Here is a 21,208-nt window from a genome sequence, read left to right as displayed (position 1 = left end):
ACAGTGCAGGCTTTGTTATTAAACCAACGGGAAATTTATGATTGATTAACGCTTAAAATCTAACGTTAATGTTGGCAGAAACACTTCTACCCGGCTCTGAGTAACGTTTAATGCCGTCGTTAGCAACACCGCCTCTAAAACCACCTGAACCTTCTGACACAAAACGAATGCGCTGCCAGTTGTAATATTCTTCATCGAATAAGTTACGTGCCGCGATATTAATCACCATGTTATCTGTGATATCGAAATTAGCGATTAAATCAACTACGGTCGATGTATCACTTAGGAAATCAGTCGCTTGAACCTGCTCACCTTGTGCATTTGTGGTGTATGCATCGCTTGCCTTTTTCTCAGCTTGGTGACGAACTTGCGCCATAACACGCCATAGTGACTTTGAATCATAACCAACACTGACAACTGCCGAGTCTGGCGAAACAGTTAACATTGGGTCGCCATTGTCATATTCACCTTCAGAATGGGTGTAAGCAGCGCGCAACTCTAAACCATTGTTAAAACGATAAAGCGCATCTAACTCAACACCTTGAACACTTGCTTCACCGATGTTTTCAGGTCGTTGATAGTCATCTGTCGTGACTTCCATTTGCTTGTAACAACCACATGATGGGTCGTACACGCGCTTTGTTGTTGGTATCGCTAAATCGCGGGTGTAAGTAACATTATCAATAAAGTCTGTGTACTCACTGTCAAATACCGACACACGTACTCGGCCGTTATCATTTTGCCATTGATAACCGAGCTCCATATTAAATGCTGATTCAGGTTTTAAATCATAGTTTGGTACAAGTTGCCAATCGTCAACCGTTGCACCGCGTGAGCCATAATAAACTTGCTCAACAGATGGCGCTCTAAAACCTGTGCCAAGGTCAACAATCACTGAGTGATTTGGTGTTATTTCATAGTTTGCAGAAAGCTGCCAAGTAAATGCATTCATATCAACGTCTTTAACAAGGCCTTGATCATTGGTGAAATACTGATCGAACTCTGGCTGATAGCTGTAATCGTCATATCGCAATCCCGCAGCTAACGTTAACGCGTCTGTTACAGTCACGCTATCACGTAAATACGCATTCCAAATCGCAACGTCTGTTTGAGGAATAAAGTTAGCATCTTTTATTGGATAATGGGTGGTGCCATCAGCAAGAGGGCGTCTTAATTGTTGATAACCTGAATCAGTTGTCAGCCCATTGTAACGGTGGTCCCACATATTATTTTCAAGTTCACGCGTTTCAAAACTTGTACCGTAAACAATATCGTGGCGCATTTGCCCAGTAACTAGTTGCTTTGAAAAATCAAATGCAAGGGTCGAAGTCTGTTGTGTTAGTTCGCGTTGCTCTTGACGTAAATACGCTTCTCCTAGCGCTAAGCATTGGTAACTCGGTGAGTATTCAAGACACGCCGCGTAGTGCATATTAGTTACACCAGAGGTGAATATATCTTGATAATCAAAACGTACCTCCAGCTCATCAAATGCTACGGTATCTAGTGTTAAGTAATAAAATACACCGTAACGGGCACGATTTTGTTCATCATCTGAAAAACGGCGCTGAATACTGCTTGAAACGCGCGATAGGTTTTCTACTTGCGACAGGTTATCGTCATTTTCAACAACAAAGCCTAGTTCATGAACGTCATTAAATTGATACTGGGTTTTAAATAACATTGCGTCGCTGTTAAAGTCGAGTGGATCTGGTTTTTCGCGCGATGCACCCGTTTTATCTGGGTTTCCAGAGTGGTTACTAGATTCACTGCCCTGGCGTTTTGTGTACATTAGTAGTGTTTCTAGCCCACCAAACTTGTTAGCCACTGCAATTGTGCCTTGCGCTTGTTCATCGCGCTCATCATAACCAAACTTGAAATAACCACGGGTTTGATTTTCATCGCCGTCAAGTAAATCTGAGGCACTCATGGTAGTAAACATCACTGCACCACCAAGCGAACCTGAACCACTGGTTACTGAGTTTGCACCTTTAACAATTTGAATGGCTTTCATATGCTCAATTTCAGTCGAGTTACGACTCGCTCGAAAATACTCATAAGGCGCAAATGAAGGGGGATCTAATGTTTCACCTTGGGTTAAGCCATCAACGGTAATCGCAATACGATCGCCTTCCATACCGCGAATATTAAAACCGTTATTACCAAAACGGCCCATACTTGCAACGTCTACACCTGGAATGTAGTCAGCAACATCATTAATATCCTGCATTAGGTTTGACGAAACTGACACGCTGTCGAGTTCCGTTTGTGACTTAGATTCAACGCGCTTGTTGGCAGATAATTTTGTTTTTTCTAGTGTTGTGACCTGCGTATTTGCCAAGGCATATGGGCTTACGCCCGCGATTGAAACAACTGATGCAAATGAAATTGCGGTGCTTAGCTTAGATAGAGTAAAGCGCAAAAGAGTATCCTCACATTTAAAATTCATAGTCATCGCACTCGGGACGTAATGATAATGATTCGCGTTTTTAATGCAAGGTAAATTATACTTTTTTTCGCAATACAGTTAACTGCGCTAAATCCACTACAGGAAAACAAATAAATGATTGATATATTAAAAATAATATAAATTTTATTGGTGATTTTTCGTCAAAACCAAGTTTGCACATTGAATTTAATTATCGTGAGCAGAACAGCATATAAGTAAAGCGCGTATTTTGAGAAAGTAAGCGGCAAATCCGTATGCCGTTTTTATGTAATTTACGCTAGAGCGTGTTAAGCAGAATTGCCTATTTCTTCGATTCTTGAGTTTTACGGCGTAATCGTCAGGCTAAGTTGCCCTATTTCCCCTTTGCCATCTTTAGTTATTGTGGCTTGTTTCGTGAGATTAAATGGCAACTTTTGATAACTGGTATCACCATGCTCTCGGCTAACTTCAATATGCAATATCAATTCATTTTCAGTGACAATTTGGCCTAAATCGTCCTCGCCAAACCAACTAATACTGTGTTGCCCCGGCTTTCGCGTTGCATGGGCAAGATGTGGAAAAACACTATTTTCCTTGCGCCCTACTTTTCGCCACCAACGCCTGCTTTGCTGCCACCACCTTTCACTATCACCAAGAATAGCCATTTGTTTTATTGGATTCCCTTTGGTATCTGATAGCCATATCGCAACATAAGGTTTACGGTAATCAGCAATATCAAATTCAGGTATCGTGTAATCAAATGTCAGCTTTGCCTTGTGTGTTGATACATCACGTTGTTGCCATGTTTTTGAATAAACAACGCGCCCGTCAGGCAAAAATAATACGCCTGCTACGTCATGCTTATTAAGCCAATCAATGGCATTTACACCATTCATTGTGGTTAACGCGGTTGCAATGGCATCGGCATTTGCAGTTGTTTTTGCAATTACCGCAGCACCGATAGGCTTTGTAATTGGCCAGCCATCGCGGGGGGCAAAAATATGGCTAAACGTATTGTGCTTAATTTGAAAATGACGAAACGCAAGGCCACTTGCTGCATATGCGTGATTTTCCAAATTAGTTAACATCACCTGCGTTGCGTTCTTAACATTTGGGTTTGTAAATGCGATTGGCCACGCGCCGTAATGACGACCATCGCCGCCAATATCAATTTTAAAGCGGCTTTCACTATAACGGGCAACAAGTAAGTCATACACTTTATCTATGATAAACCCTTTCGCGATACCATTAACATCAAGCGTTAGTTCCTCATCAAGGGTGATGTGCGACCCATTAATTAAGATTGTTTTATCGCGTAACGAACGGGCCTCGCGTCTTACCTCAATGCGCGATGGCATAGTTTGCGTTTGTTCAGCCTGTTGCCAAATTGGTAAAATACTGCCTAGTCGACAACTAAAGTGGTTAGCAGTACTTACTTGCCATTGCTGACATAACTTGAGTACGTCGATAAGCTCAACAGGTGCATTTTTTAGTTGTTTCTCACGATTTAAAATCGAAAGGGAACTACTTTTGTTATAGCGCGATAAAATCGTGTTCAAGCGTGTTAACTCTTGTTTAACTAGCTCAAACGCTTGGTCTTGCTCAGTCGCTGATACATTCTCTATAGTAAACTGAACAGATGTGCCTAAATAGGCCGTTGTGGCGTACTGTTTTGCCACTGCGTTAAATCCGCACACAAGTGCTGCGATTAAAACCACAAAACGCATCATTTACCTTTTTTAAATTTAAAGGGGGATTACTCCCCCTGAATGTTTGAAATTTTTGACCCGCAACCGTTACAGTTTACTGTCTTGTTTTTTGGCATCGCGGTTAGCTACTTGCGTGTTAGCCTTTTCATCAAACTCAACTTTGCCGTCTTTGTTTTTGTCATAACGTACAAAACTGCGCACACCTGACAATTGAAACTCCTCAAATGTCATACCATTGCTGTCTACATCAAGAATTGCAAAGCGTTTATCGGTACGTGCTACGCGTTTTTCACGGGCTTTTGCAATTTGCGTATCAAGTCGGTTTTCAAACTCTGCTAAATATTCGTCAAACACCAGTTGGCCGTCACCGTTTTCATCTGTTCTTGCGAACATTTCTTCACGTACTGCCATATATTCTTGCCAAGACACACTGCCATTGCCGTTAGCGTCGTAAATCGCAACCATGCCCTTTTTATTATGAGTTGTTGGCATTTTTACAACACGTTTCGCACTGGCTATTTTGCGCTCGCGTTGTTGTTTTTTAATTTCTTCTTCGCTTTTTTGCTCAGTTTTTTTACGCGGTTTATATTCAGGTTTCGGATCTTCATCGGTGATCATGCCGTTTTTATCCGTATCAAAAAAATCAAAACCGCGCTTTGCAACATCCATGTATTCGTCTTTCGACATTATGTCGTCGTCGTTTTTATCCATTGCGTTAAAGCGCATTTTTGTTTGCTTAACGCTTTGCTTACGCTCTTGTGCAATTTTTTGGTCGAGACGATTTTCGTATTCGTTACGGTATTCATCTAAGTTCACTAGACCGTCTTTATTTTCATCGGCAAGGTCAAAGCGTGTTTTTCGTGCTTTAAAAAACTCTTCAATCGTTACTTGTTGGTTGTTATCTGTATCCCAAGTATCAATCCAGCTATAGCTAAAATGGGATTTTTCTGCTGCTACAACTGAAAAACTATTAATTGCTGCAACCACAGCAATGGCCGATAAGGTTTTAATTGGACCTTTCATTTTCAACCTCTTTTATAATTGATAAAGTGTTTGGGATAATGCGTTATGATTGTTTTTTAAGCGCGCAATTAATGGCGCTTTGTTAAATCGACTAAAATCATCAATATGCCAGGTGTTGGGCGATGGCGTTTTCTTAACTTTGTCGACTAATAAGTAATTTAGGCCTATGGCTTGTGCGTCTTGCTGGGTCGCTAAATCTGTCGCAAAGCCATTAACAAACGGCGCCTGTTTCGCATTTGCCACCATAAATGCAACGTCATGCTTAATTAACAGCTCATTACTTGCGCGATTAATACTGCGAATTTGCGACGATAGCGCTTGTTGATTTGCATTGAACATCACAGAGAATTGAGGCCAAAGGCTCACTAAATCACGCTTCAAAATGCCTAGCATAAGTAGTAAGTTGTTATTATTAAGCCAAAAATACTCTTGTTGGTTTATTAACACGACTTTCTCGCCCTTTGGCAACAGGGCCTCAGCAATGTCAATTTCAACTACACGAATATTGCTTTGGCGCACACTGGCATATAAATCAAATTGTGGCTTTACTGAGCGCATTGATACATACGCATCAAACTGGTCAAATTTGCGCGTTTTGTTTTTCTCAATCCAGCTTGGGATGCGACTTACAGGTAAACGCTTTGGCGGTAAATAAGTCACTTGGATAGGCGTATTTTCAACCATTGCTGTCACTAAGCTATGGCTTATTGGACTCACAGTGACAATTTTCAAAAGCTTACTTTCGCTTGCCGCTGAAGCACCTACAGTCAAAGGCATTAAGGTTAACAACATGGCTAATATAAGATTACGCACGGGTGCTTACTCCTTTTACGCTGTGCACGCTAATGGCAAACACAAACCAACAACAGGCGGTTAAAATAATTGCGGGCCCAGTTGTAACAGCCCATTGCATATACATTGGCAGCAACACACCAATTAATGCGCTGGTTGTTGCAATCATTACTGACCATAGCAACATGCTGCGTAAGTTATGGGCTAATAATCGCGCACTTGCCGCAGGAATAAGCAACAATGCACCAACTAAAATTGCACCGATAATTTTCACGGCAGCGACTGTCATCAAGGCAATAAGCACAACAAAGCCATAATCATGCAACTTAGTGTTAATGCGCTGGCTCTTTGCAATTTCAGGCGCTATTGCCGTTAAGAATGCTTGATTTGAAAAACGCCATGCAAGCACCGCAATAATGACAAACATCACTACTAAAATAAGTAAGTCTTGTTCGTTCGCGGTGAGTACCGAACCAAATAACACTTGCTCTACTAAATGGGCGTTTACTTGTTGTGCAACCAACATTAAAAGCGCTGCCCCCATTGCCAAGGCAAACGCCAGAAAGACGCCAATTAATGCGTCATAAGGCACGGTCGTGCGCCCTCGCACCCACTGCAACGACAAGGCAAACAATAATGAAAACGCAAATAAGCTGATCCAAGGTGCGGTAATTGGCTCGCCAAGTAGAATACCGATGGATACGCCTGTGAGTGCTGAGTGACCAACTGCTTCTGATAAAAAGGCTAAGCGTTTCACCACTACTAAGGTGCCTAATGCTCCCAACAAAGGGCCAATTAGCAAAGACGCTAAAAAGGCATTAACCAAAAAACCATAGCTGAACATTTCTGGCAACAGACCAATATTCACTAGATTTGAAAAGAATGTATGTACTAGGTCCAACATAATGTTCCTACGCTGATGTTGCTAACTCAAATGGTGCGACATTCGGCTTTAAGCGGCCAAATACGTGTTCAATTGGACCATAGTCAACCAGTTGCCCATCAATTACCGCAACAAACTGACAATACAGCTCCACTACTTGCCAGTGGTGTTCAACCATAATCACGCTGCCACCCGCTTGGTGAAATTCTGATAACACATTGAGAATTAGTGCATGGCCTTCTTTGTCTACACCGGCAAGTGGTTCATCTAGCACCAGAATATCCGGTTGATTAATTAACGCAGCGCAAAGTAAAACGCGTTGTCTTTCGCCAGCCGATAATGTACCAAGGCGTTTGTTATTAAAGGATTCAATTTGCAAACGCGTCATAGCATTTCGTATTGCTTGCTTTTGCTTATGCCGAAACCAAACTGGGCGGGTATCGCATACCATAGTGAGGTAATCGCTTACGGTTATCGGTAAAGAGGGCTCAATAACCGCAATTTGTGGTAAATAACCAATTCGCCTGCCACTTTGCTCCGGCCAATCTAACGCGATTTGTCCGCGGTGTGGCACTTGCCCCATGAGGGCTTTAATCAATGTTGACTTACCACCGCCATTTGGCCCAACCACGCCTAGCCAAATTCCCGCAGGTACCGACAAGTTAACGTCATTTAACAGCAGGTTGTTGTTAATGCTGACACTTAAGTCACTAACACATACGATAGGAGCATGAATTGTCATAGCGTGTTACCTGATTTTGATGCAGCAAATGTCAACGCTTTGGCGAGCATAGTTAGGTTGTGTTTCATTTCGCGTTCAACCAAGTCTTGGCTGTACTGACCATGGGTCATATGCGAAAAGTGATACACTTTAATGCCGGTCGCTTTTTCAATTACATCAACATAGCTGTTTGCCATATTAAGTTCTGTAAACAGCACATCTATGTCGGCTTTTTTAATTTCATTAATCGTTTGTTGTAGCTGCGACGCACTTGGTGAGACCCCGTGCGCGGGCTCAACAACCGCTGAAACGGTTAAGCCAAACTCTTGCAATAAATAACCATACGCGTTGTGGGTGCTCGCTATTCGTACATTCGATAAATCATGATTGATTAAAATATCTTGCACTGGTTTTTTTAAAGCTCGCAATTTTTTGGCATATAAAAAAGCGTTTTTACTAAAATACTTAGCGTGCTCAGGCGCCAATTGACCAAGAGATTTTGCAATGGCATAAACTTGGCGAATTGCCGCATCGATAGAAACAAAGGTATGTGGATTCACCTTATGGTTTTTGCGCAGCAGCGGCACTTGGTCGTTGGCTTTTATCAGTGTAACGCCTTGCGGTTTTATGCGATTAAAACCATCGAGTGCAAAATCATCATGACCAATACCGTTAACGACCAGTGCGTCCATGTTTTTTAAACGGCCAATATCGGCAGGGCTTAAACTGTAATTGTGTGGATTAAATCCCGTTTCAATTAGCGGAATTACCTCACCTTGGTTACCCACAATATTTGCCACATAGGCATAATAAGGGTGTAAGGTCGTACCGACATGCAGCTTACCGTGCTGTGCATATGCGTTCGATAACGTGATGCAAAACGCCATCACACTAAACATAATTTTATAAAACAAGCGAACCTCTAATTTTGGTTAGTCTGGCTACTTACGTGTTGCCATTTATTATTGTTATTGCAAAGCGCGTTATCGTCATGATGTGCGTGCGCTGTCGCGCTATGAGTTTGTTCGCGCCACATCACTTGCCAGCCCGAATCCTGAAAGTTAAGGCGTAATTGGTAGTTATCGTGTTGATGTATAAAACACCCTGATTTCGGTGATTCAAATTCACGCTCGGAAAAAGGGTCAATCTGGTAGGTGATCAGCTCGTCTAATGTAGGCCTCATAGCCAATTCGCCTACACTGGATAAAATAGCGATTTCTTCTGCGGCATTTTGTAATTGGGTGCTAAGGCTTACAATATTTGCCGGCAGTGCAACACGTTTACTTCGCTCGCCTACCGTGAACACAAGAAGTAATGCTGCAAGCGCAAGTATTGACACAATAGCCACGACAAAATAGGCGTTTTCTTTACGCCCATCTTGCTGCGGCACAATCTCCACAAAGCCCGCTTGATAAAACGCGCGTTTATTCAAGTTCGGCATAATCAAACTCGGCAGGGCTTTCATGACCGGCGTCAAACACAATATAAAACTCGCCGTTTGGCTTGCTAAACGACACGCTGCCATCACTCTCGGTTTTTACTTCACGCAGTAACGCTTCATCGTATGAGTACACTTTGAGTATTACTTCACCTGCTAGACTGGCATCAGAATAACCTGCGGTGCAGCTAAGCAGTTTTGCATCTGTATTGCTGACATGGCAGTTTAGCGTTGGAAAATGGGCATGTGCTTTAGCGCATAGCGCTAAAGACAACATGCCAATCACAGGGGAAATCAGCTTTTTCATCGTGATTTACTCAAAAATCACTTCAAATGCGTAGTACACGCGGGTAATTTCTACATCCGCTTCAGCATCGGTACTATCGATTTTATGATTAACCTTTAGCATGTAGCGCCCGCCTTTTGCAAAATTGAAGCTCACAAGGCCATCTTTATCACTTTTCAGTTCAAGGGCTTTTGGATTTTCGCTGTATTGAGGGGCTTCCAGCTCAATCAGCACATCTTGATTTGCCACTGGTTTGCCGTTAAACAACAAGCTAACCGTTAAATCTTCACCGGTCACGTAATCTGACGGATGGGTGATTGGTAATACTTCAAAACCTTTATTTTTTGCTTTCAGTACATCGTTGCTGGGTGCTTTATTCGTCACGTACGACATTGCAATGGTTGTGTATGATGCCGTTTCTAAATCTCGTGCGCCTTTTGGTGCATTAGCCTTTGCCTGTGATTTATTGCCGCGGATATGTTTTTCAGTGTCTCGCTTACCAATTTTGTAGCGCGAGTGATAGTTTGGACCGCGATGATATTCAAGTGCATATGTGCCTTCGCCCTCAACACCTAAATCGAATGTTGAAAAACGCGCACCTTGATAAAAGCTGCCAATACGACGAACCTGTTTGCCGTCGGTAGCGAATACTTTAACGCCTTCACTTGGCATTGCAAAATCAGGTCTGTATGTGGTGTGTGACGCGGTGATTTGAACTGGCACGTCAACCGCCTTTTCGCTATTCACCGTAAAGTAACTTGGCCAAATATAAATATCATGGGCACTTGCTAAACCTGATGCCAAAGCAAGTGTTAGCCCTGCGGTTACGTTTACAAATTTGGATTTCATTATTATTTTCCTTTGATAATTGTTACAGCGCCAATTTCTTTATCAGCGTCTAAGTGATAGCGTTTTTGGTTATCTGAGAAGTCGATTGGCGTTTTTAACAGTGAACGACCGCCGTCTTCACGTACCACTTCGATAAACAGTTTGAATTGGCTTAAATCGCCAACATCAAGTGTTTCGCTGTATTTTCCAGGGCCTTTTGTCGCGCCAGTCACACCATCTGGTATGTCGCCATAACGCCCTTGTTTGCGCCACCAACGACGAATATCCACCAGCCATTTATCTTCTTTTCGTTTAGTTAAGTGCCAAAGCAACAACGTTTGATTTTGCGCTTTACTTTCAGCCCAAATTGCAACGTAAGGTTTGTGGTAGTCGCCGGTGGTAAAACTCGGTAATTCAAATTCAACTGTTAAGGTATTTGCATGCGCAGCGACAGATGCAAACAAAAGGGAAGTCACTGCAATTAACTGCTTAAGCATCGATACGTCTCCTAATGCATTAAAGTAATGATAAAGACAAACAAGCTACTACCGAGTAGCAAAGCGATGTTGGCGTTTTTGCGCTCCATGCGGTTAACCAAAACCAGCCAAAAACCGCTGATCGAAAACAGCACCATACAAATCGCGCTAATATCTGAAAGCACTCTCCATAAGCCCGATACGTGCTTTGCCCGATGAACATTGTTCAGCATATCGATAAGGGATAAGCGTCGTGTATCAACATGTGCTTGCCCTTCTTCAATAAATGCCTCAATTAGCGTGCTACCATTTGGGCCAGATAAATTCAAAATGACCAGACTATCTAATTCATCCCAATCAATTTCGAAGTCAACACCCGATACGCCATGTTCAACATCAAGCCAATGCAGCAAGGTTAAACTGTGGCTCGCATAATGAGTTGGCCAGTCGGGTAAATCGGTAAGACTTTTTGGCAGCGCAATGGTTTGCTGTTGTTTTTCAACGTCACCACCTTTCCAATCGGGGTGGTTTAGGTAAATGCCCGTAATTGCAAAAAACACCATCAACACCAATACCGGCATTGCACTGAAAATGTGTATTTTGCGCATAATGCGAGATACATAACTAACATCGAATTGCATTTGGCTATTTGACCTTGCCATACCACTAAAAAATCTTCGGTCTACTTATTTGTCGGGCAAATTCTACTAGCGTTCGCTGACACTTTGCAATAGCATATGATAATTATTTTCATTTCGATTTATAAATTAAACATGTTTCAGCTAGTCAAATATGGCAAAAACCTTATTAATTCTCAGCACACTAACTTATCGTATTTATTGAATTTATTTATAAAATTGCTTTTTCTATTGGGCTTTGTTTTATGGGCGTGGATGTTCTCGTTAAATTCAAGCCATACGCAAACACGCTTTTCAATTGAGGGGGTTACGCAACACAGTAATGGCGAAAAAGTATTCGATAGTTTTACCATTAAACAACTTGAGTTTTTCGATGAAACTCGCTTAATTGTGCTTAACCAAGAGTTTGAGATAATCAATTATCTGTCTAGCAGACAACTCGCCATCGCCCACCTATTAGAACAAATCGGCTTATTGTTTTGTGCTGTAATTGTGGTAATTTCATTGGTTCTTTGGAAGCAAAAACGGCAGCAAAAACTATCGCTATTTGCCCTTTGTTTTGTTGCATGTGTCCTATTTAGTGGCTGCTTTACCTTGTTTAACCTAGACGTAAACAACGGCTTATCACTGTATACATCAATAGGTATATTGAGTATCTGTTTTGTGTTTTATGCCTGCTGTTACAGTTTACTGAATGCCCGTAGTCAAACCGCGAGTACCTTGCTTGCATTCGCCAGTCAATCAGGCACTGCGATGTCGATTGCAGAGCGCTTTCATAAACAGCTACCGAATACCTTTGATCTGCGTTGTTTGTCTTCTCTCACACCTGATTGTTTAGGCCAGTATCGCCAAGTGCTTTTAATCGCTAGCACCTATGGCGAAGGTGCACCGCCAGAAACCGCGGTGACATTTCTTAATAAAATGAAGCAAACGCAAACGCTAACTAGCAAGGTGAATTTCTCAATTTTGGCGCTTGGCGATCGTACCTATCAGCATTTTTGTGCGTTTGGCCATCAGCTTGCACACTTATTATCATCAAAAGGTGCACAGCAAATTACCGATGTTATTGAAGTGGACCGCGGTGATAAAGATGCCATTAGCAATTGGTGGCAACAAATTAGCCACTTTATTGGCAAGGAGCAATCGACCGTTTCATTGACTGATAACTATCACCTTCTTAGTACCCACAGTAACATTTTAGTGAACTCACAAAAGCCTAAGCGCGCTGCACATAGAATAACCTTTAAAAACGAGTGTCTCACTTATCAAGCTGGCGATCTTTTGGAAGTAATACCCAAATACGACGCGATTAAGTGTCAACAAATGCTACGTGAAAAAGGCTTTGATTGTCAGCAACAGGTCATTTTTCAAAATACTGAAATGCCACTATTTGAAGCAGTAAGGCAATCGAATTGGCTTGGTGAAAGCGCTACATCAGCTCAACAACTTGTCGATGTGTTAACGCCGTTACCACCTCGGGTTTATTCAATTGCAAGCGCACCACACGAATCTCAATTAGAGATTTTTGTGCGTAGGCACTTCGATGACTTAGGTAAACCGGGACTTGCCTCAAATTACCTGTGTGATCTGAGTGAAAATGAACTGATAAGCGCTCGTATTAGGCATCATGCAAATTTCCATCTACCTAAACGCCACTGCCCCACCATTTTAATCGGTGCTGGCACGGGTATTGCGCCACTAATCAGCTTACTAAAAGGTATGTCAGTCAATGAGCAGCGTGTACCCGCTTGGCTATTCTTCGGTGAGCAATCAAAGAGTACGGATTTTTATTTTAAAGATGAAATTAATGCCATGCTTAGCGATAAATCACTGACTCACTTTACCCCAGCCTGGTCACGCGACGGTGGTGGTTATATTACTGAACAGCTAGAGCAACATGCTAGCAGTATTAAAAAGTGGATGCGTGACGATAACGCAATGATTTATTTATGCGGAAAACAAAAAGGGTTTGGCGAATCAGTTATCAGCTGTCTTAAATCAATTTTAGAAGAGCACGTCTACCAATCACTTATAGAAGCTAAACGCATTAGAGTGGATCTTTACTAGCTAGTTGATAAAGACAATTTATTATCGTTAACTACATTTAAAACTAAGGGCGATTTACTATAAAACCGCCCTTTGAATTAGCGTTTAATGCCCTGACACAGCAAAGCATGAGTATTAGTACCTAATAACTCTTGGCTTTTAAGTTCAAAACCAGAAGCGTTAAACAAGCTTTGACACAAATCAGGGGTGAGTACTGTGCTGTGCGTCGGCTTTTTACCATAGGTTTTATGGTAACGATACAATAACTTTGCACGATTAATCAGTGACATTTTATACATGGTAACGCTCATTACAATCACCTGACCAAACGGTTTTAATACGCGATGACACTCTTTAAGTAGCTTATTTTGTTCAGGTACAACGTGTAATAGGTTAGCCATAAACAAAGTATCAAAGCTGTTATCGCGATAAGGTAAATTAAAGCCATCTGCTAACTGAGTTTTTACGTTATCGCAATCACATAAGCGCTTTTGGCATACATTTAACATTTCCCTACTTACATCTGTTGCAGTAACCGACTCTGCATTGTCAGCCATCACTTTAGTATAAGTGCCATTACCACAACCGAGCTCTAGCACATGACCCGTACCATAAAACTTTGAAAGACGCGTTTTAATACGGTCTATCTCCAATTTACCCACGACATAATTGTTACGATTTTCAAAATCAGTCGCAAACTGCTGCCATTGATTATTTAACGCTATCATCTGTTGAAACTCCTTTTTCTTAACAAGTTAAGGAAACACTTGTTAGGTGTGTAGTTTTCGCAGCATTGCTCATTTAGTTGCAAAGACAATGCACGATTCAAGAATTTAAGTTTAATAGTGAGTTTATTTTAGTTGTAGATAGTAATGATAACAGTTATCATTTGCAATATATTTAATTTATAACTAACGCTGGTGTGGCGCTATGTCACTACTGGCGAATTTTTTTGTCACTATGAAGACTCCAAAAAAAATAAACTTGGCGCTATTAATTGCTACCGCCTGTCTGTTTGAAAGCCACGCAAGTACCGTAAAAGACTATCAATTACTGGTCGATAAATGGCTTAACTTACATAAACAACGTAATCAACTGATAGCCGATTGGCAAAGCCAAAAACCTTTGCTTGAGCAACGATTAAGTTTATTAAATATTGAAAAACAGCGATTAAAAGAAAAACTCGCACAAAGCAAGCAGCACAATGATGAAGTCAGTGAGCGCCGTAATCAGATTTTACGCGCGCAATCTAAACTTGAATCTGAGCAACACGAGCTTGCATTGTGGCTCGAACAATCAATTAGTTACGCTCACAGCCAGATAACAAGCCTGCCCCCTCCTTTAGCAAACACATGGCGGCAATCGCTTTTACAAATTACCGATGCATCGACTGACAGTGAAACCCTTGAAGTTTTGTTACTACTACAAAGCAAACGCCAAGCGTTTAGTCAGCGCATAAGTTTTGAAAAGTCCAAAATCACACTAGCAACAGGTAAACACGTGTTACTTGAACAAATCTACATCGGTGAAAAGCTTGCCTATATGAGTACGCCAGATGGTACACAGACTGGCATTGGGTTTGTTGCAAACAATCAGTGGCAATGGCAACTCAATAATGAAATGCCTTATGCCGACTTTGTAAAAGCAAAGGCCATGTTACAGCAACGACAAGAAGCCGATTTTATCGCTCTACCGGTAACCTTGGAGCAAACACAATGAAACTATATTTATGGTTAGTCACTGCGTTGCTTTGTGTTGTAGCCCCGCTTAAAGCAAGCGACGTAATTCAATCGTTACAACACGATATTAACAGTGCGCAAGCTGCACTCAACAAAACCGAAAAACAATTGGCACGTGAGAATAGTAATCTCAGCCGCGAATTGCTTAACGCTGAAAACGCTGTTCTGTTACTGCGTAAAGAAACTGAAGGCGTAATACGCGCACAAGATGAAGCAGCACTGTCGATAGAAGACGTTGAAAATCGCTTAAAACAATGGCAGCAACAGTCGCAATATCAAACACACCTGTTAACTCGTTATTTAAGTGAAAGCGAAATCACGCCAAAAAGTGACGACTTAACAGAGTTATTAGCACTTGCAAAAAAAAGCTTTGACGAAACACAACAAAGGCAGGGGCTGTTTTATCAAAGTGAGGTTGTATTTAGCGATGGAAATACACATCAAGCTGAGCTAATTGATATTGGCCCATTCACTTATTTTAAAAGCGATAATGCTGCGGGTTTAATTGAAAAATCTAGCCAGCACAATGAAGTCGCTGTATTACTAGAAAATGCGCATGATGCACTAACGCAGCTAAAAGACACCGGCAGTGCGTTATTGCCAATCGACCCAAGCAACGGCCGCGCTACCATGAGCTTAAAACAGCAAGAGAACATTATTTCGCACATCAGCAAAGGCGGTGTTTGGGTCGCACCGATATTACTGTTTGCACTTTTCGCGTTACTTATTTCAATTTACAAACTGGTTCAGCTTGCAAGGCTCGACAAAATCGTGCCCGCAGTAACAGAGCGCTTATCTAACCTTAATGGTGAGCACAGCACATTGAAACTGGGCAGCTGGCAAACCGAACTGGTCGAAATTTGTCAACGCACTCCAATTGGCCAATTAAGAGATGATTCACTGTTCAATGCCTTAAACGAACAAAAGAAGCAACTCGATAACTTACTTGGTGCAATTGCTGTAACAGCTGCAGTTGCGCCACTGCTTGGCCTTTTGGGAACAGTAAGCGGCATGATTGAAACCTTTAAATTAATGACCTTGTTTGGCGCAGGCGACCCGGCTGCAGTATCAGGTGGCATCTCAGAGGCGCTCGTAACAACCGAGCTCGGCCTTGTTGTGGCTATTCCGGCGTTACTTTGTCATGCATTTTTGTCACGAAAAGTTAAAAGCTACTATCATCAACTTGAACAGTGTGCCATTTCACTTAGCCAATTTAACTTTAACCAAAACATAGAATTACACAAAGGCGCGGCATGATCACATTAAACGAATTATCTCATCCTATTGTAATCGCCATTTTAGCGCTCGCGCTGTTTGTTTATTACCGTTTGGTGTATGCCTTTATTGCCCGCAAACAGGTGTGTTGCTGTGGCCTTGGCTTTTGGCAACAATCGCTCAATTTATGTATTTGCGCGCTACCGCTATTAGGTTTGCTTGGCACAATTATGGGATTATTAGATGCCTTTGTTGCCATGTCTTATGGCGAAACAATGGCCTTGGGCAACAGTTTAACCGCCGGCATATCAGACGCCCTATTTACAACACAACTTGGTTTGTTATTGGCCGTGCCTGCTTGGATCCTCTACAGCCTAGTTAATCGCAGCTTAAATGAAGTAGAGCGCCATGCAAGCTAACCTAAAACAACGATTACAAAACGAGCAACAGCAACACATCGATTTATCGCCATTAATCGACGTGGTGTTTATATTGCTTATTTTCTTTATTGTTACCACGGTTTTTGTAAAAGAAACGGGGGTAGAGGTTGATAAGCCTCAGGCATTATCACAACAAAAACTAGAGCGCAATCTAATTATGATTGCCATTACTAACGCCAAAGAAGTGGTTTACGATGGCAGCAATATTGGCGTTGCCGGCGTACGTTCGATTGTTAGCCAACTGACAAAAGACAAGCAACGCGCGGTGGTTATTCAGGCTGATAAACTGGTACCAACCGAGCTTTTGGTACAAGTAATTGACGAAAGTAAACTCGCGGGCGCGAGCAATGTGAGCATTGCCACACAATGAAGAAAGTAACTTCGCATTCAATTGCCTTACTGATTGCTTTTGCAATTCTTGCATCAGCACTTTCCCTTGTGATGCTTTCGCGTTTTTTGACTACAGGTGTGCAAAAACCGCTAACAGTGCGCAATATTGAGACCGTGAGTTTACCGCCGCCCCCTCCTCCTCCGCCACCAATGACGCAGCCACACGTAGACACTCCGCAAATTGCTATTAGCGCAAGTGGTGAGGGCCCACAAATCACCATGAGTTTAGTAAAACCAGAGGTAACCTATACACAACAGCCAATTGATATCACTTTTCAGGTAGATGACATCAACTGGAGCGACTCATTAGATGTTGATTGGCAGGCATTTGGTTTGAGTGACTTAGATTCCTTACCACGATCACTTGCGAATCTCAAATTCAACGTACCCAAAAAGATACGACGCAGCGGCGTAAAGCGTTTTGACATTGTGCTTGATATATTAATCAACGAACAAGGCAAAGTGACGCTAATTGATATTAAAGAGAATCCATTTCCCAGCTTTAAAAAAGAAATAAAACGTATTGTTAAAATTGCCCGCTTTACCCCGCCTAAAAAAAATGGCGAGAACGTAAAAGCGCGCTTTAACTGGCCTATTGAAGTAGAAACCATATGAAAATTACTCTGTTCTTAACACTGCTATTCATTTGTACTAGTGCAGCTTCTAGCAGCGCACACGTCGATATCGCGATAACTAAACCAAGTTGGGATTTTGAAATTAAATACGGTTTATTATCACAAGATGCTGCTAAGCTCACGGCTAACGAACAAACCATTGCAACAACAATAAAGCCACTACTTGCCAAATCCGACTATAACGGCGCGTGGCAAGCGGTAAAGCACTTAGAAATTAACACATTAAGCCCTGCGCTCGCGCAAGCGGTTGGTCAAATAGCACTACAAGTAAAACAGCTAGCGCACGCCGAGCGTGCTTTTCGCCATGCACTATCAAAAAGACCCGATTTACTGCCAAGCCACCGCGCACTTGCCGCAATTTATTTAAAGTTGGAAGATAATCAAAAAGCAGCAAAATATCTCGCGAGTGCATTAACATTAGGTGATCAAGATGCAAGTTTGTTTGCACAATTAGCTTATTTGCATATGCAGCAAGCTCAACCCTACGCCGCCATTGCTGGGTTTAGACAAGCGCTTTTTTTACAACCAGATAGCCTTGATTACAAAAAAGGATTGTTATGGGCGTTAACCCAAGCCGGCGATGTAAACGAAGCAACGGTTTTACTTAACCAACTAATTGAAAACACACCTAACGAGGCTGATCTTTGGTTGCATCTTAGCCAAATTCAATTGCAGCAAGGTAAAGAAAAGAACGCCCTCGCAAGTATTGAAGTAGCAAGACGTCTTGGCAATAATAACCCAACCAATCTATTACTTATTGCCCAACTCCATTTAAACCACGGTAGCAGTGACGCCGCTGTCAAATTATTAACAGAAATAATCAACAAAGATGACCCCGCTCATTTAACACAAATCGTTAACGCATTAACGGTTTTGATAAACCAAAATAACGTATCGCAAGCACAAGTACTTGCGTCAGTGCTTGAAAAACACAGCACTAAGCTTAACTTTAAACATCAAAGCATGCTGTTAACTTATCTAGCACTGTTAGCAGAGCGAAATGGTAAGACCAAAACAGCCGAGCAATACTTAACTCGCGCAATTGAAACCGATGCCAGTAACGGCAAAGCCTTACTTCAACTTGGCCAACTTTATCAACATAAAAAACAACTCTCGCAGGCAAATAATTATTATGTGCGGGCAAGTAGCCTTGATAATTATAAAGAGCAAGCGTGGTTGTTCAGCGCGCAAATCGCAATTGACCAAGGTCAATATGAGCGTGCGATCACACTATTAAATAATGCGTACCGTGAAAACCCAACACGACGTGATTTACTAGCCAATATTAAACAACTAGAGCGATTAAAACGCGTTCAATAACAGATAAGAATTACAATGAAGATTGAGTTTTTGCTCTAATTAAGCTTTTTGATTACTTGAATCTGATGTAATATCGGTCACGTGCATGTTTTCTCTTATCAGTTTTACGTGCACTTTCTATACATTAAATACAAGGAAAGTAACTAGTGAAGTATCTAATTTTATCGCTTAGTCTATTTTTAACCGCATGTAACTCAACAACAAATATTGACGTTGCAGACACCATGAACTTAATCGCGCAAGCCGAAGACAATGCGCCTGATGGTGTACAAGGTACATTTAAATTTTTAGTTAAAGCTACCGGAAGTTCACGCCATGGTGAAGTTTACCTTAACACTGAACACGATTATCGCGACCGACGTGCAGTAGCCATTGTATTATCGCCTTCAGTGGTACCAGAATTTACCAAAAATTATGGCAAAGCGCCTAACGCGTTTTTCACAGGCAAAGTGATTGAAGTTACGGGTGAAGCAAAACGCGAAATTATCGATTTTGTTTCAAATGGAAAAAGAACGGGTAAATACTATTTTCAAACTCATATCCGGGTGTCGTCACTTGAACAAATTAAGGTATTAAGCTAACCCCACAATTCGGGATTGTGCGCGAGATTAGCGCAATCCCAACCTTTAATAATCACTGACCGAACGCTCAGATTAACTAGCGTTGTAAACCATAAATAGCATGGTCGACTATGTTGCCATTAAGATTCTCGGCACGTGTAATTACCCCTTCTAACGAAAACCCAAGACGCTCACAGACATTTCGGCTTGCAGTATTGTTAACGGCAACTGCAATCTCAACTTTTTCCATTTCGTATTGCGTAAACGCCAGTTCAATCAATTTAGTAACGGCGCGCGTAACAATGCCCTTGCCCTGAAAATCACAACTAAGCCAGTAACCAATTTCAACTTTTTTAAGCGTATGATCAATGGAATTAAAACTCACATTTCCCACTAATTCGCCTTGATAAATCATGGCACACACCAGCGACTTGCCATTAGCATAATCAATCAGTGAGTGAGTAATAAAATTCGAGAAAAACGCAATGCTGTCGGCATGGCTTGGCCAAATCAACCAACGACTTAAATAATCACGTTGCTTTGTTACGATATCAAAATACGCCGTTGCAAACTTGGCATCAACTAACGCTAGTTTTAACGTGTTATCAACCGCTAGAGTATACATTATTCACCTCGTTAAGCGCTCTAAATCATTGGTATAGTTTCTTTAAAAAATAAAAAAGGGCCTTTTAGGCCCTTTTACACATCAGATTACGATTAACGTATTAATAAATCAACAATGTTTACACTGATGCGCTTCAATTTGCAGTACGCTGTGCTTTACCAAAAATTCTTGCAACAAGCACTTTTCGACGGCTAATTGACATAAATCGTGATGAAGTTCCTTGGTGCAACTCGGCTTTAAAACAATGTGTGCGCCGACGATAGTTTTACTGCCTTGCTTATCAACCGTTACATTGTGAACGCTACTAATGTGTTCTAGGTTGGTTAATCGTGATTCGATATCGGTCGCTGCAGGTAATGCGCTATCAGTTTCAACTAGACCATCAATGCATTTTTTGATCACTCGAAAACCTGTTATGAGGACAAAAGTGGCAATAATTAAACTTGAGAAAATATCGATATCTACCCAGCCGGTAAAATAAATCACTATGCCGGCGCTGAATGTTAATACCGTCGATAACAAGTCTAAAAAGCTGTGTAAGAATACCGCGTAAACGTTAACGCTTTCTTTGCGCCCTTGATACAACACGTAGGCCGATGCAGCATGAAATAAAAAACCTAGACCAGATACTGCCGTCATTAAAAAGGTATTTACTTCATGAGAGTGTTCTGCGTGATTTACAAGCTTATTGGTACTGGCAAAAATAATCGTCGCGGCGATGGCTAAATACAAAATACCGTTAATTAAGCCACCTATGAGCTCTGCTTTTTTATAACCCGCGTTATAGTTTTTTGCTAGGTGAATCGCAATGCTTGAGGCGATTAACGCCACTACCAACGAACTGTTATGAACAAATAAATGGCCAGCATCGGCCAGTACTGCCATTGAATTGGCAAAAAACGAAACAATAAATTGAATCACCATAAAAGTGCTTGTAATAGAAAGGGCGATGAGTAAACGGCGCCTTGCAGTTTTATGGGTGGTGATATCTGTCATGAATGGGGATAAGTTAGAAACTA

General features: G+C 41.6%; 23 protein-coding genes. 8 read left to right on the top strand and 15 right to left on the bottom strand.

Features of this window, described 5'->3' with window-relative positions:
• Nucleotides 1-52: 52 nt before the first annotated feature.
• The 12 genes from PSPO_RS17315 to PSPO_RS17260 form a co-directional block, all read right to left on the bottom strand.
• Nucleotides 53-2,419: a TonB-dependent hemoglobin/transferrin/lactoferrin family receptor gene (locus PSPO_RS17315; protein WP_010559290.1), complete on the bottom strand. Its 2,367-nt coding sequence runs from the start codon at nt 2,417-2,419 to the stop codon at nt 53-55.
• Between the two features lie 350 nt (nt 2,420-2,769).
• On the bottom strand, nt 2,770-4,155 hold the full coding sequence (locus PSPO_RS17310; RefSeq protein WP_040641731.1) for a DUF2271 domain-containing protein: 1,386 nt from the start codon (nt 4,153-4,155) through the stop codon (nt 2,770-2,772).
• Nucleotides 4,156-4,221: 66 nt separating this feature from the next.
• Nucleotides 4,222-5,157 (bottom strand): EF-hand domain-containing protein, encoded by a 936-nt coding sequence (locus PSPO_RS17305; RefSeq protein WP_010559292.1) that lies wholly within the window; start codon nt 5,155-5,157, stop codon nt 4,222-4,224.
• Nucleotides 5,158-5,169: 12 nt separating this feature from the next.
• Nucleotides 5,170-5,970: a hypothetical protein gene (locus tag PSPO_RS17300; protein ID WP_010559293.1), complete on the bottom strand. Its 801-nt coding sequence runs from the start codon at nt 5,968-5,970 to the stop codon at nt 5,170-5,172.
• Complete coding sequence (locus PSPO_RS17295) at nt 5,963-6,853, bottom strand: metal ABC transporter permease (RefSeq protein ID WP_010559294.1); 891 nt, start codon at nt 6,851-6,853, stop codon at nt 5,963-5,965. Before PSPO_RS17295 ends, PSPO_RS17300 begins: the two co-directional genes overlap by 8 nt.
• Nucleotides 6,854-6,860: 7 nt before the next feature.
• The gene (locus tag PSPO_RS17290) at nt 6,861-7,574 is read right to left on the bottom strand and encodes a metal ABC transporter ATP-binding protein (RefSeq protein WP_010559295.1); all 714 of its coding nucleotides are present in this window, start codon (nt 7,572-7,574) and stop codon (nt 6,861-6,863) included.
• Nucleotides 7,571-8,467, bottom strand: coding sequence for a metal ABC transporter solute-binding protein, Zn/Mn family (locus tag PSPO_RS17285; RefSeq protein WP_010559296.1), 897 nt, complete (start codon nt 8,465-8,467; stop codon nt 7,571-7,573). The genes PSPO_RS17290 and PSPO_RS17285 overlap by 4 nt, the downstream gene beginning before the upstream one ends.
• Before the next feature lie 8 nt (nt 8,468-8,475).
• Complete coding sequence (locus PSPO_RS17280) at nt 8,476-8,994, bottom strand: hypothetical protein (RefSeq protein WP_010559297.1); 519 nt, start codon at nt 8,992-8,994, stop codon at nt 8,476-8,478.
• Nucleotides 8,978-9,298 (bottom strand): hypothetical protein, encoded by a 321-nt coding sequence (locus tag PSPO_RS17275; protein WP_010559298.1) that lies wholly within the window; start codon nt 9,296-9,298, stop codon nt 8,978-8,980. The genes PSPO_RS17280 and PSPO_RS17275 overlap by 17 nt, the downstream gene beginning before the upstream one ends.
• Nucleotides 9,299-9,304: 6 nt before the next feature.
• Nucleotides 9,305-10,126, bottom strand: a complete 822-nt coding sequence (locus PSPO_RS17270) for a DUF4198 domain-containing protein (RefSeq protein ID WP_010559299.1) — start codon at nt 10,124-10,126, stop codon at nt 9,305-9,307.
• Between the two features lie 2 nt (nt 10,127-10,128).
• Nucleotides 10,129-10,602, bottom strand: a complete 474-nt coding sequence (locus PSPO_RS17265; protein ID WP_010559300.1) for a DUF2271 domain-containing protein — start codon at nt 10,600-10,602, stop codon at nt 10,129-10,131.
• A gap of 11 nt (nt 10,603-10,613) precedes the next feature.
• Entirely contained in the window at nt 10,614-11,243 is a 630-nt protein-coding gene (locus PSPO_RS17260) for a PepSY-associated TM helix domain-containing protein (protein ID WP_010559301.1), read from the bottom strand.
• A gap of 231 nt (nt 11,244-11,474) precedes the next feature.
• On the opposite strand from PSPO_RS17260, the gene PSPO_RS17255 reads away from it, so the two are divergent.
• Nucleotides 11,475-13,286: a flavodoxin domain-containing protein gene (locus PSPO_RS17255; protein WP_158523463.1), complete on the top strand. Its 1,812-nt coding sequence runs from the start codon at nt 11,475-11,477 to the stop codon at nt 13,284-13,286.
• A 77-nt stretch (nt 13,287-13,363) separates the two neighbouring features.
• Here the strand turns inward: PSPO_RS17255 and PSPO_RS17250 are convergent, their stop codons facing one another.
• Nucleotides 13,364-13,993, bottom strand: a complete 630-nt coding sequence (locus PSPO_RS17250) for a class I SAM-dependent methyltransferase (RefSeq protein ID WP_010559303.1) — start codon at nt 13,991-13,993, stop codon at nt 13,364-13,366.
• Between the two features lie 232 nt (nt 13,994-14,225).
• On the opposite strand from PSPO_RS17250, the gene PSPO_RS17245 reads away from it, so the two are divergent.
• The 7 genes from PSPO_RS17245 to PSPO_RS17215 all read left to right on the top strand — a co-directional run bounded on the left by PSPO_RS17245 (nt 14,226) and on the right by PSPO_RS17215 (nt 19,585).
• Nucleotides 14,226-14,984, top strand: coding sequence for a DUF3450 family protein (locus tag PSPO_RS17245; RefSeq protein WP_158523462.1), 759 nt, complete (start codon nt 14,226-14,228; stop codon nt 14,982-14,984).
• The gene (locus PSPO_RS17240; protein ID WP_010559305.1) at nt 14,981-16,261 is read left to right on the top strand and encodes a MotA/TolQ/ExbB proton channel family protein; all 1,281 of its coding nucleotides are present in this window, start codon (nt 14,981-14,983) and stop codon (nt 16,259-16,261) included. Before PSPO_RS17245 ends, PSPO_RS17240 begins: the two co-directional genes overlap by 4 nt.
• Nucleotides 16,258-16,638: a MotA/TolQ/ExbB proton channel family protein gene (locus tag PSPO_RS17235; protein ID WP_010559306.1), complete on the top strand. Its 381-nt coding sequence runs from the start codon at nt 16,258-16,260 to the stop codon at nt 16,636-16,638. The genes PSPO_RS17240 and PSPO_RS17235 overlap by 4 nt, the downstream gene beginning before the upstream one ends.
• Nucleotides 16,628-17,029, top strand: coding sequence for an ExbD/TolR family protein (locus PSPO_RS17230; protein WP_010559307.1), 402 nt, complete (start codon nt 16,628-16,630; stop codon nt 17,027-17,029). Before PSPO_RS17235 ends, PSPO_RS17230 begins: the two co-directional genes overlap by 11 nt.
• The gene (locus tag PSPO_RS17225) at nt 17,026-17,664 is read left to right on the top strand and encodes an energy transducer TonB (protein WP_010559308.1); all 639 of its coding nucleotides are present in this window, start codon (nt 17,026-17,028) and stop codon (nt 17,662-17,664) included. Before PSPO_RS17230 ends, PSPO_RS17225 begins: the two co-directional genes overlap by 4 nt.
• Nucleotides 17,661-19,004 carry a tetratricopeptide repeat protein gene (locus tag PSPO_RS17220; protein ID WP_010559309.1) on the top strand — a complete coding sequence of 448 codons (1,344 nt, stop codon included), beginning with the start codon at nt 17,661-17,663 and terminating at the stop codon, nt 19,002-19,004. Before PSPO_RS17225 ends, PSPO_RS17220 begins: the two co-directional genes overlap by 4 nt.
• A 146-nt stretch (nt 19,005-19,150) precedes the next feature.
• The gene (locus PSPO_RS17215) at nt 19,151-19,585 is read left to right on the top strand and encodes a hypothetical protein (protein ID WP_010559310.1); all 435 of its coding nucleotides are present in this window, start codon (nt 19,151-19,153) and stop codon (nt 19,583-19,585) included.
• A 76-nt stretch (nt 19,586-19,661) separates the two neighbouring features.
• On the opposite strand, the gene PSPO_RS17210 is transcribed toward PSPO_RS17215, so the two are convergent.
• Together PSPO_RS17210 and PSPO_RS17205 are read right to left on the bottom strand one after the other, a co-directional pair.
• Nucleotides 19,662-20,189, bottom strand: a complete 528-nt coding sequence (locus PSPO_RS17210) for a GNAT family N-acetyltransferase (protein WP_010559311.1) — start codon at nt 20,187-20,189, stop codon at nt 19,662-19,664.
• 108 nt (nt 20,190-20,297) lie between these two features.
• Nucleotides 20,298-21,185, bottom strand: a complete 888-nt coding sequence (locus tag PSPO_RS17205) for a cation diffusion facilitator family transporter (RefSeq protein WP_021033026.1) — start codon at nt 21,183-21,185, stop codon at nt 20,298-20,300.
• Nucleotides 21,186-21,208 lie beyond the last annotated feature (23 nt).

Source organism: Pseudoalteromonas spongiae UST010723-006 (assembly GCF_000238255.3).
Classification (GTDB): Bacteria; Pseudomonadota; Gammaproteobacteria; order Enterobacterales; family Alteromonadaceae; genus Pseudoalteromonas; species Pseudoalteromonas spongiae.
This window is presented reverse-complemented; position numbering and strand designations above follow the sequence as displayed.

Coding starts and splice junctions, on each gene's coding strand:
- PSPO_RS17310 (WP_040641731.1), bottom strand. CDS start 4,155: ATGATGCGTTTTGTGGTTTTAATCGCAGCACTTGTGTGCGGATTTAAC.
- PSPO_RS17305 (WP_010559292.1), bottom strand. CDS start 5,157: ATGAAAGGTCCAATTAAAACCTTATCGGCCATTGCTGTGGTTGCAGCA.
- PSPO_RS17295 (WP_010559294.1), bottom strand. CDS start 6,853: ATGTTGGACCTAGTACATACATTCTTTTCAAATCTAGTGAATATTGGT.
- PSPO_RS17290 (WP_010559295.1), bottom strand. CDS start 7,574: ATGACAATTCATGCTCCTATCGTATGTGTTAGTGACTTAAGTGTCAGC.
- PSPO_RS17280 (WP_010559297.1), bottom strand. CDS start 8,994: ATGCCGAACTTGAATAAACGCGCGTTTTATCAAGCGGGCTTTGTGGAG.
- PSPO_RS17275 (WP_010559298.1), bottom strand. CDS start 9,298: ATGAAAAAGCTGATTTCCCCTGTGATTGGCATGTTGTCTTTAGCGCTA.
- PSPO_RS17270 (WP_010559299.1), bottom strand. CDS start 10,126: ATGAAATCCAAATTTGTAAACGTAACCGCAGGGCTAACACTTGCTTTG.
- PSPO_RS17265 (WP_010559300.1), bottom strand. CDS start 10,602: ATGCTTAAGCAGTTAATTGCAGTGACTTCCCTTTTGTTTGCATCTGTC.
- PSPO_RS17260 (WP_010559301.1), bottom strand. CDS start 11,243: ATGGCAAGGTCAAATAGCCAAATGCAATTCGATGTTAGTTATGTATCT.
- PSPO_RS17255 (WP_158523463.1), top strand. CDS start 11,475: ATGTTCTCGTTAAATTCAAGCCATACGCAAACACGCTTTTCAATTGAG.
- PSPO_RS17250 (WP_010559303.1), bottom strand. CDS start 13,993: ATGATAGCGTTAAATAATCAATGGCAGCAGTTTGCGACTGATTTTGAA.
- PSPO_RS17245 (WP_158523462.1), top strand. CDS start 14,226: ATGAAGACTCCAAAAAAAATAAACTTGGCGCTATTAATTGCTACCGCC.
- PSPO_RS17240 (WP_010559305.1), top strand. CDS start 14,981: ATGAAACTATATTTATGGTTAGTCACTGCGTTGCTTTGTGTTGTAGCC.
- PSPO_RS17235 (WP_010559306.1), top strand. CDS start 16,258: ATGATCACATTAAACGAATTATCTCATCCTATTGTAATCGCCATTTTA.
- PSPO_RS17230 (WP_010559307.1), top strand. CDS start 16,628: ATGCAAGCTAACCTAAAACAACGATTACAAAACGAGCAACAGCAACAC.
- PSPO_RS17225 (WP_010559308.1), top strand. CDS start 17,026: ATGAAGAAAGTAACTTCGCATTCAATTGCCTTACTGATTGCTTTTGCA.
- PSPO_RS17220 (WP_010559309.1), top strand. CDS start 17,661: ATGAAAATTACTCTGTTCTTAACACTGCTATTCATTTGTACTAGTGCA.
- PSPO_RS17210 (WP_010559311.1), bottom strand. CDS start 20,189: ATGTATACTCTAGCGGTTGATAACACGTTAAAACTAGCGTTAGTTGAT.
- PSPO_RS17205 (WP_021033026.1), bottom strand. CDS start 21,185: ATGACAGATATCACCACCCATAAAACTGCAAGGCGCCGTTTACTCATC.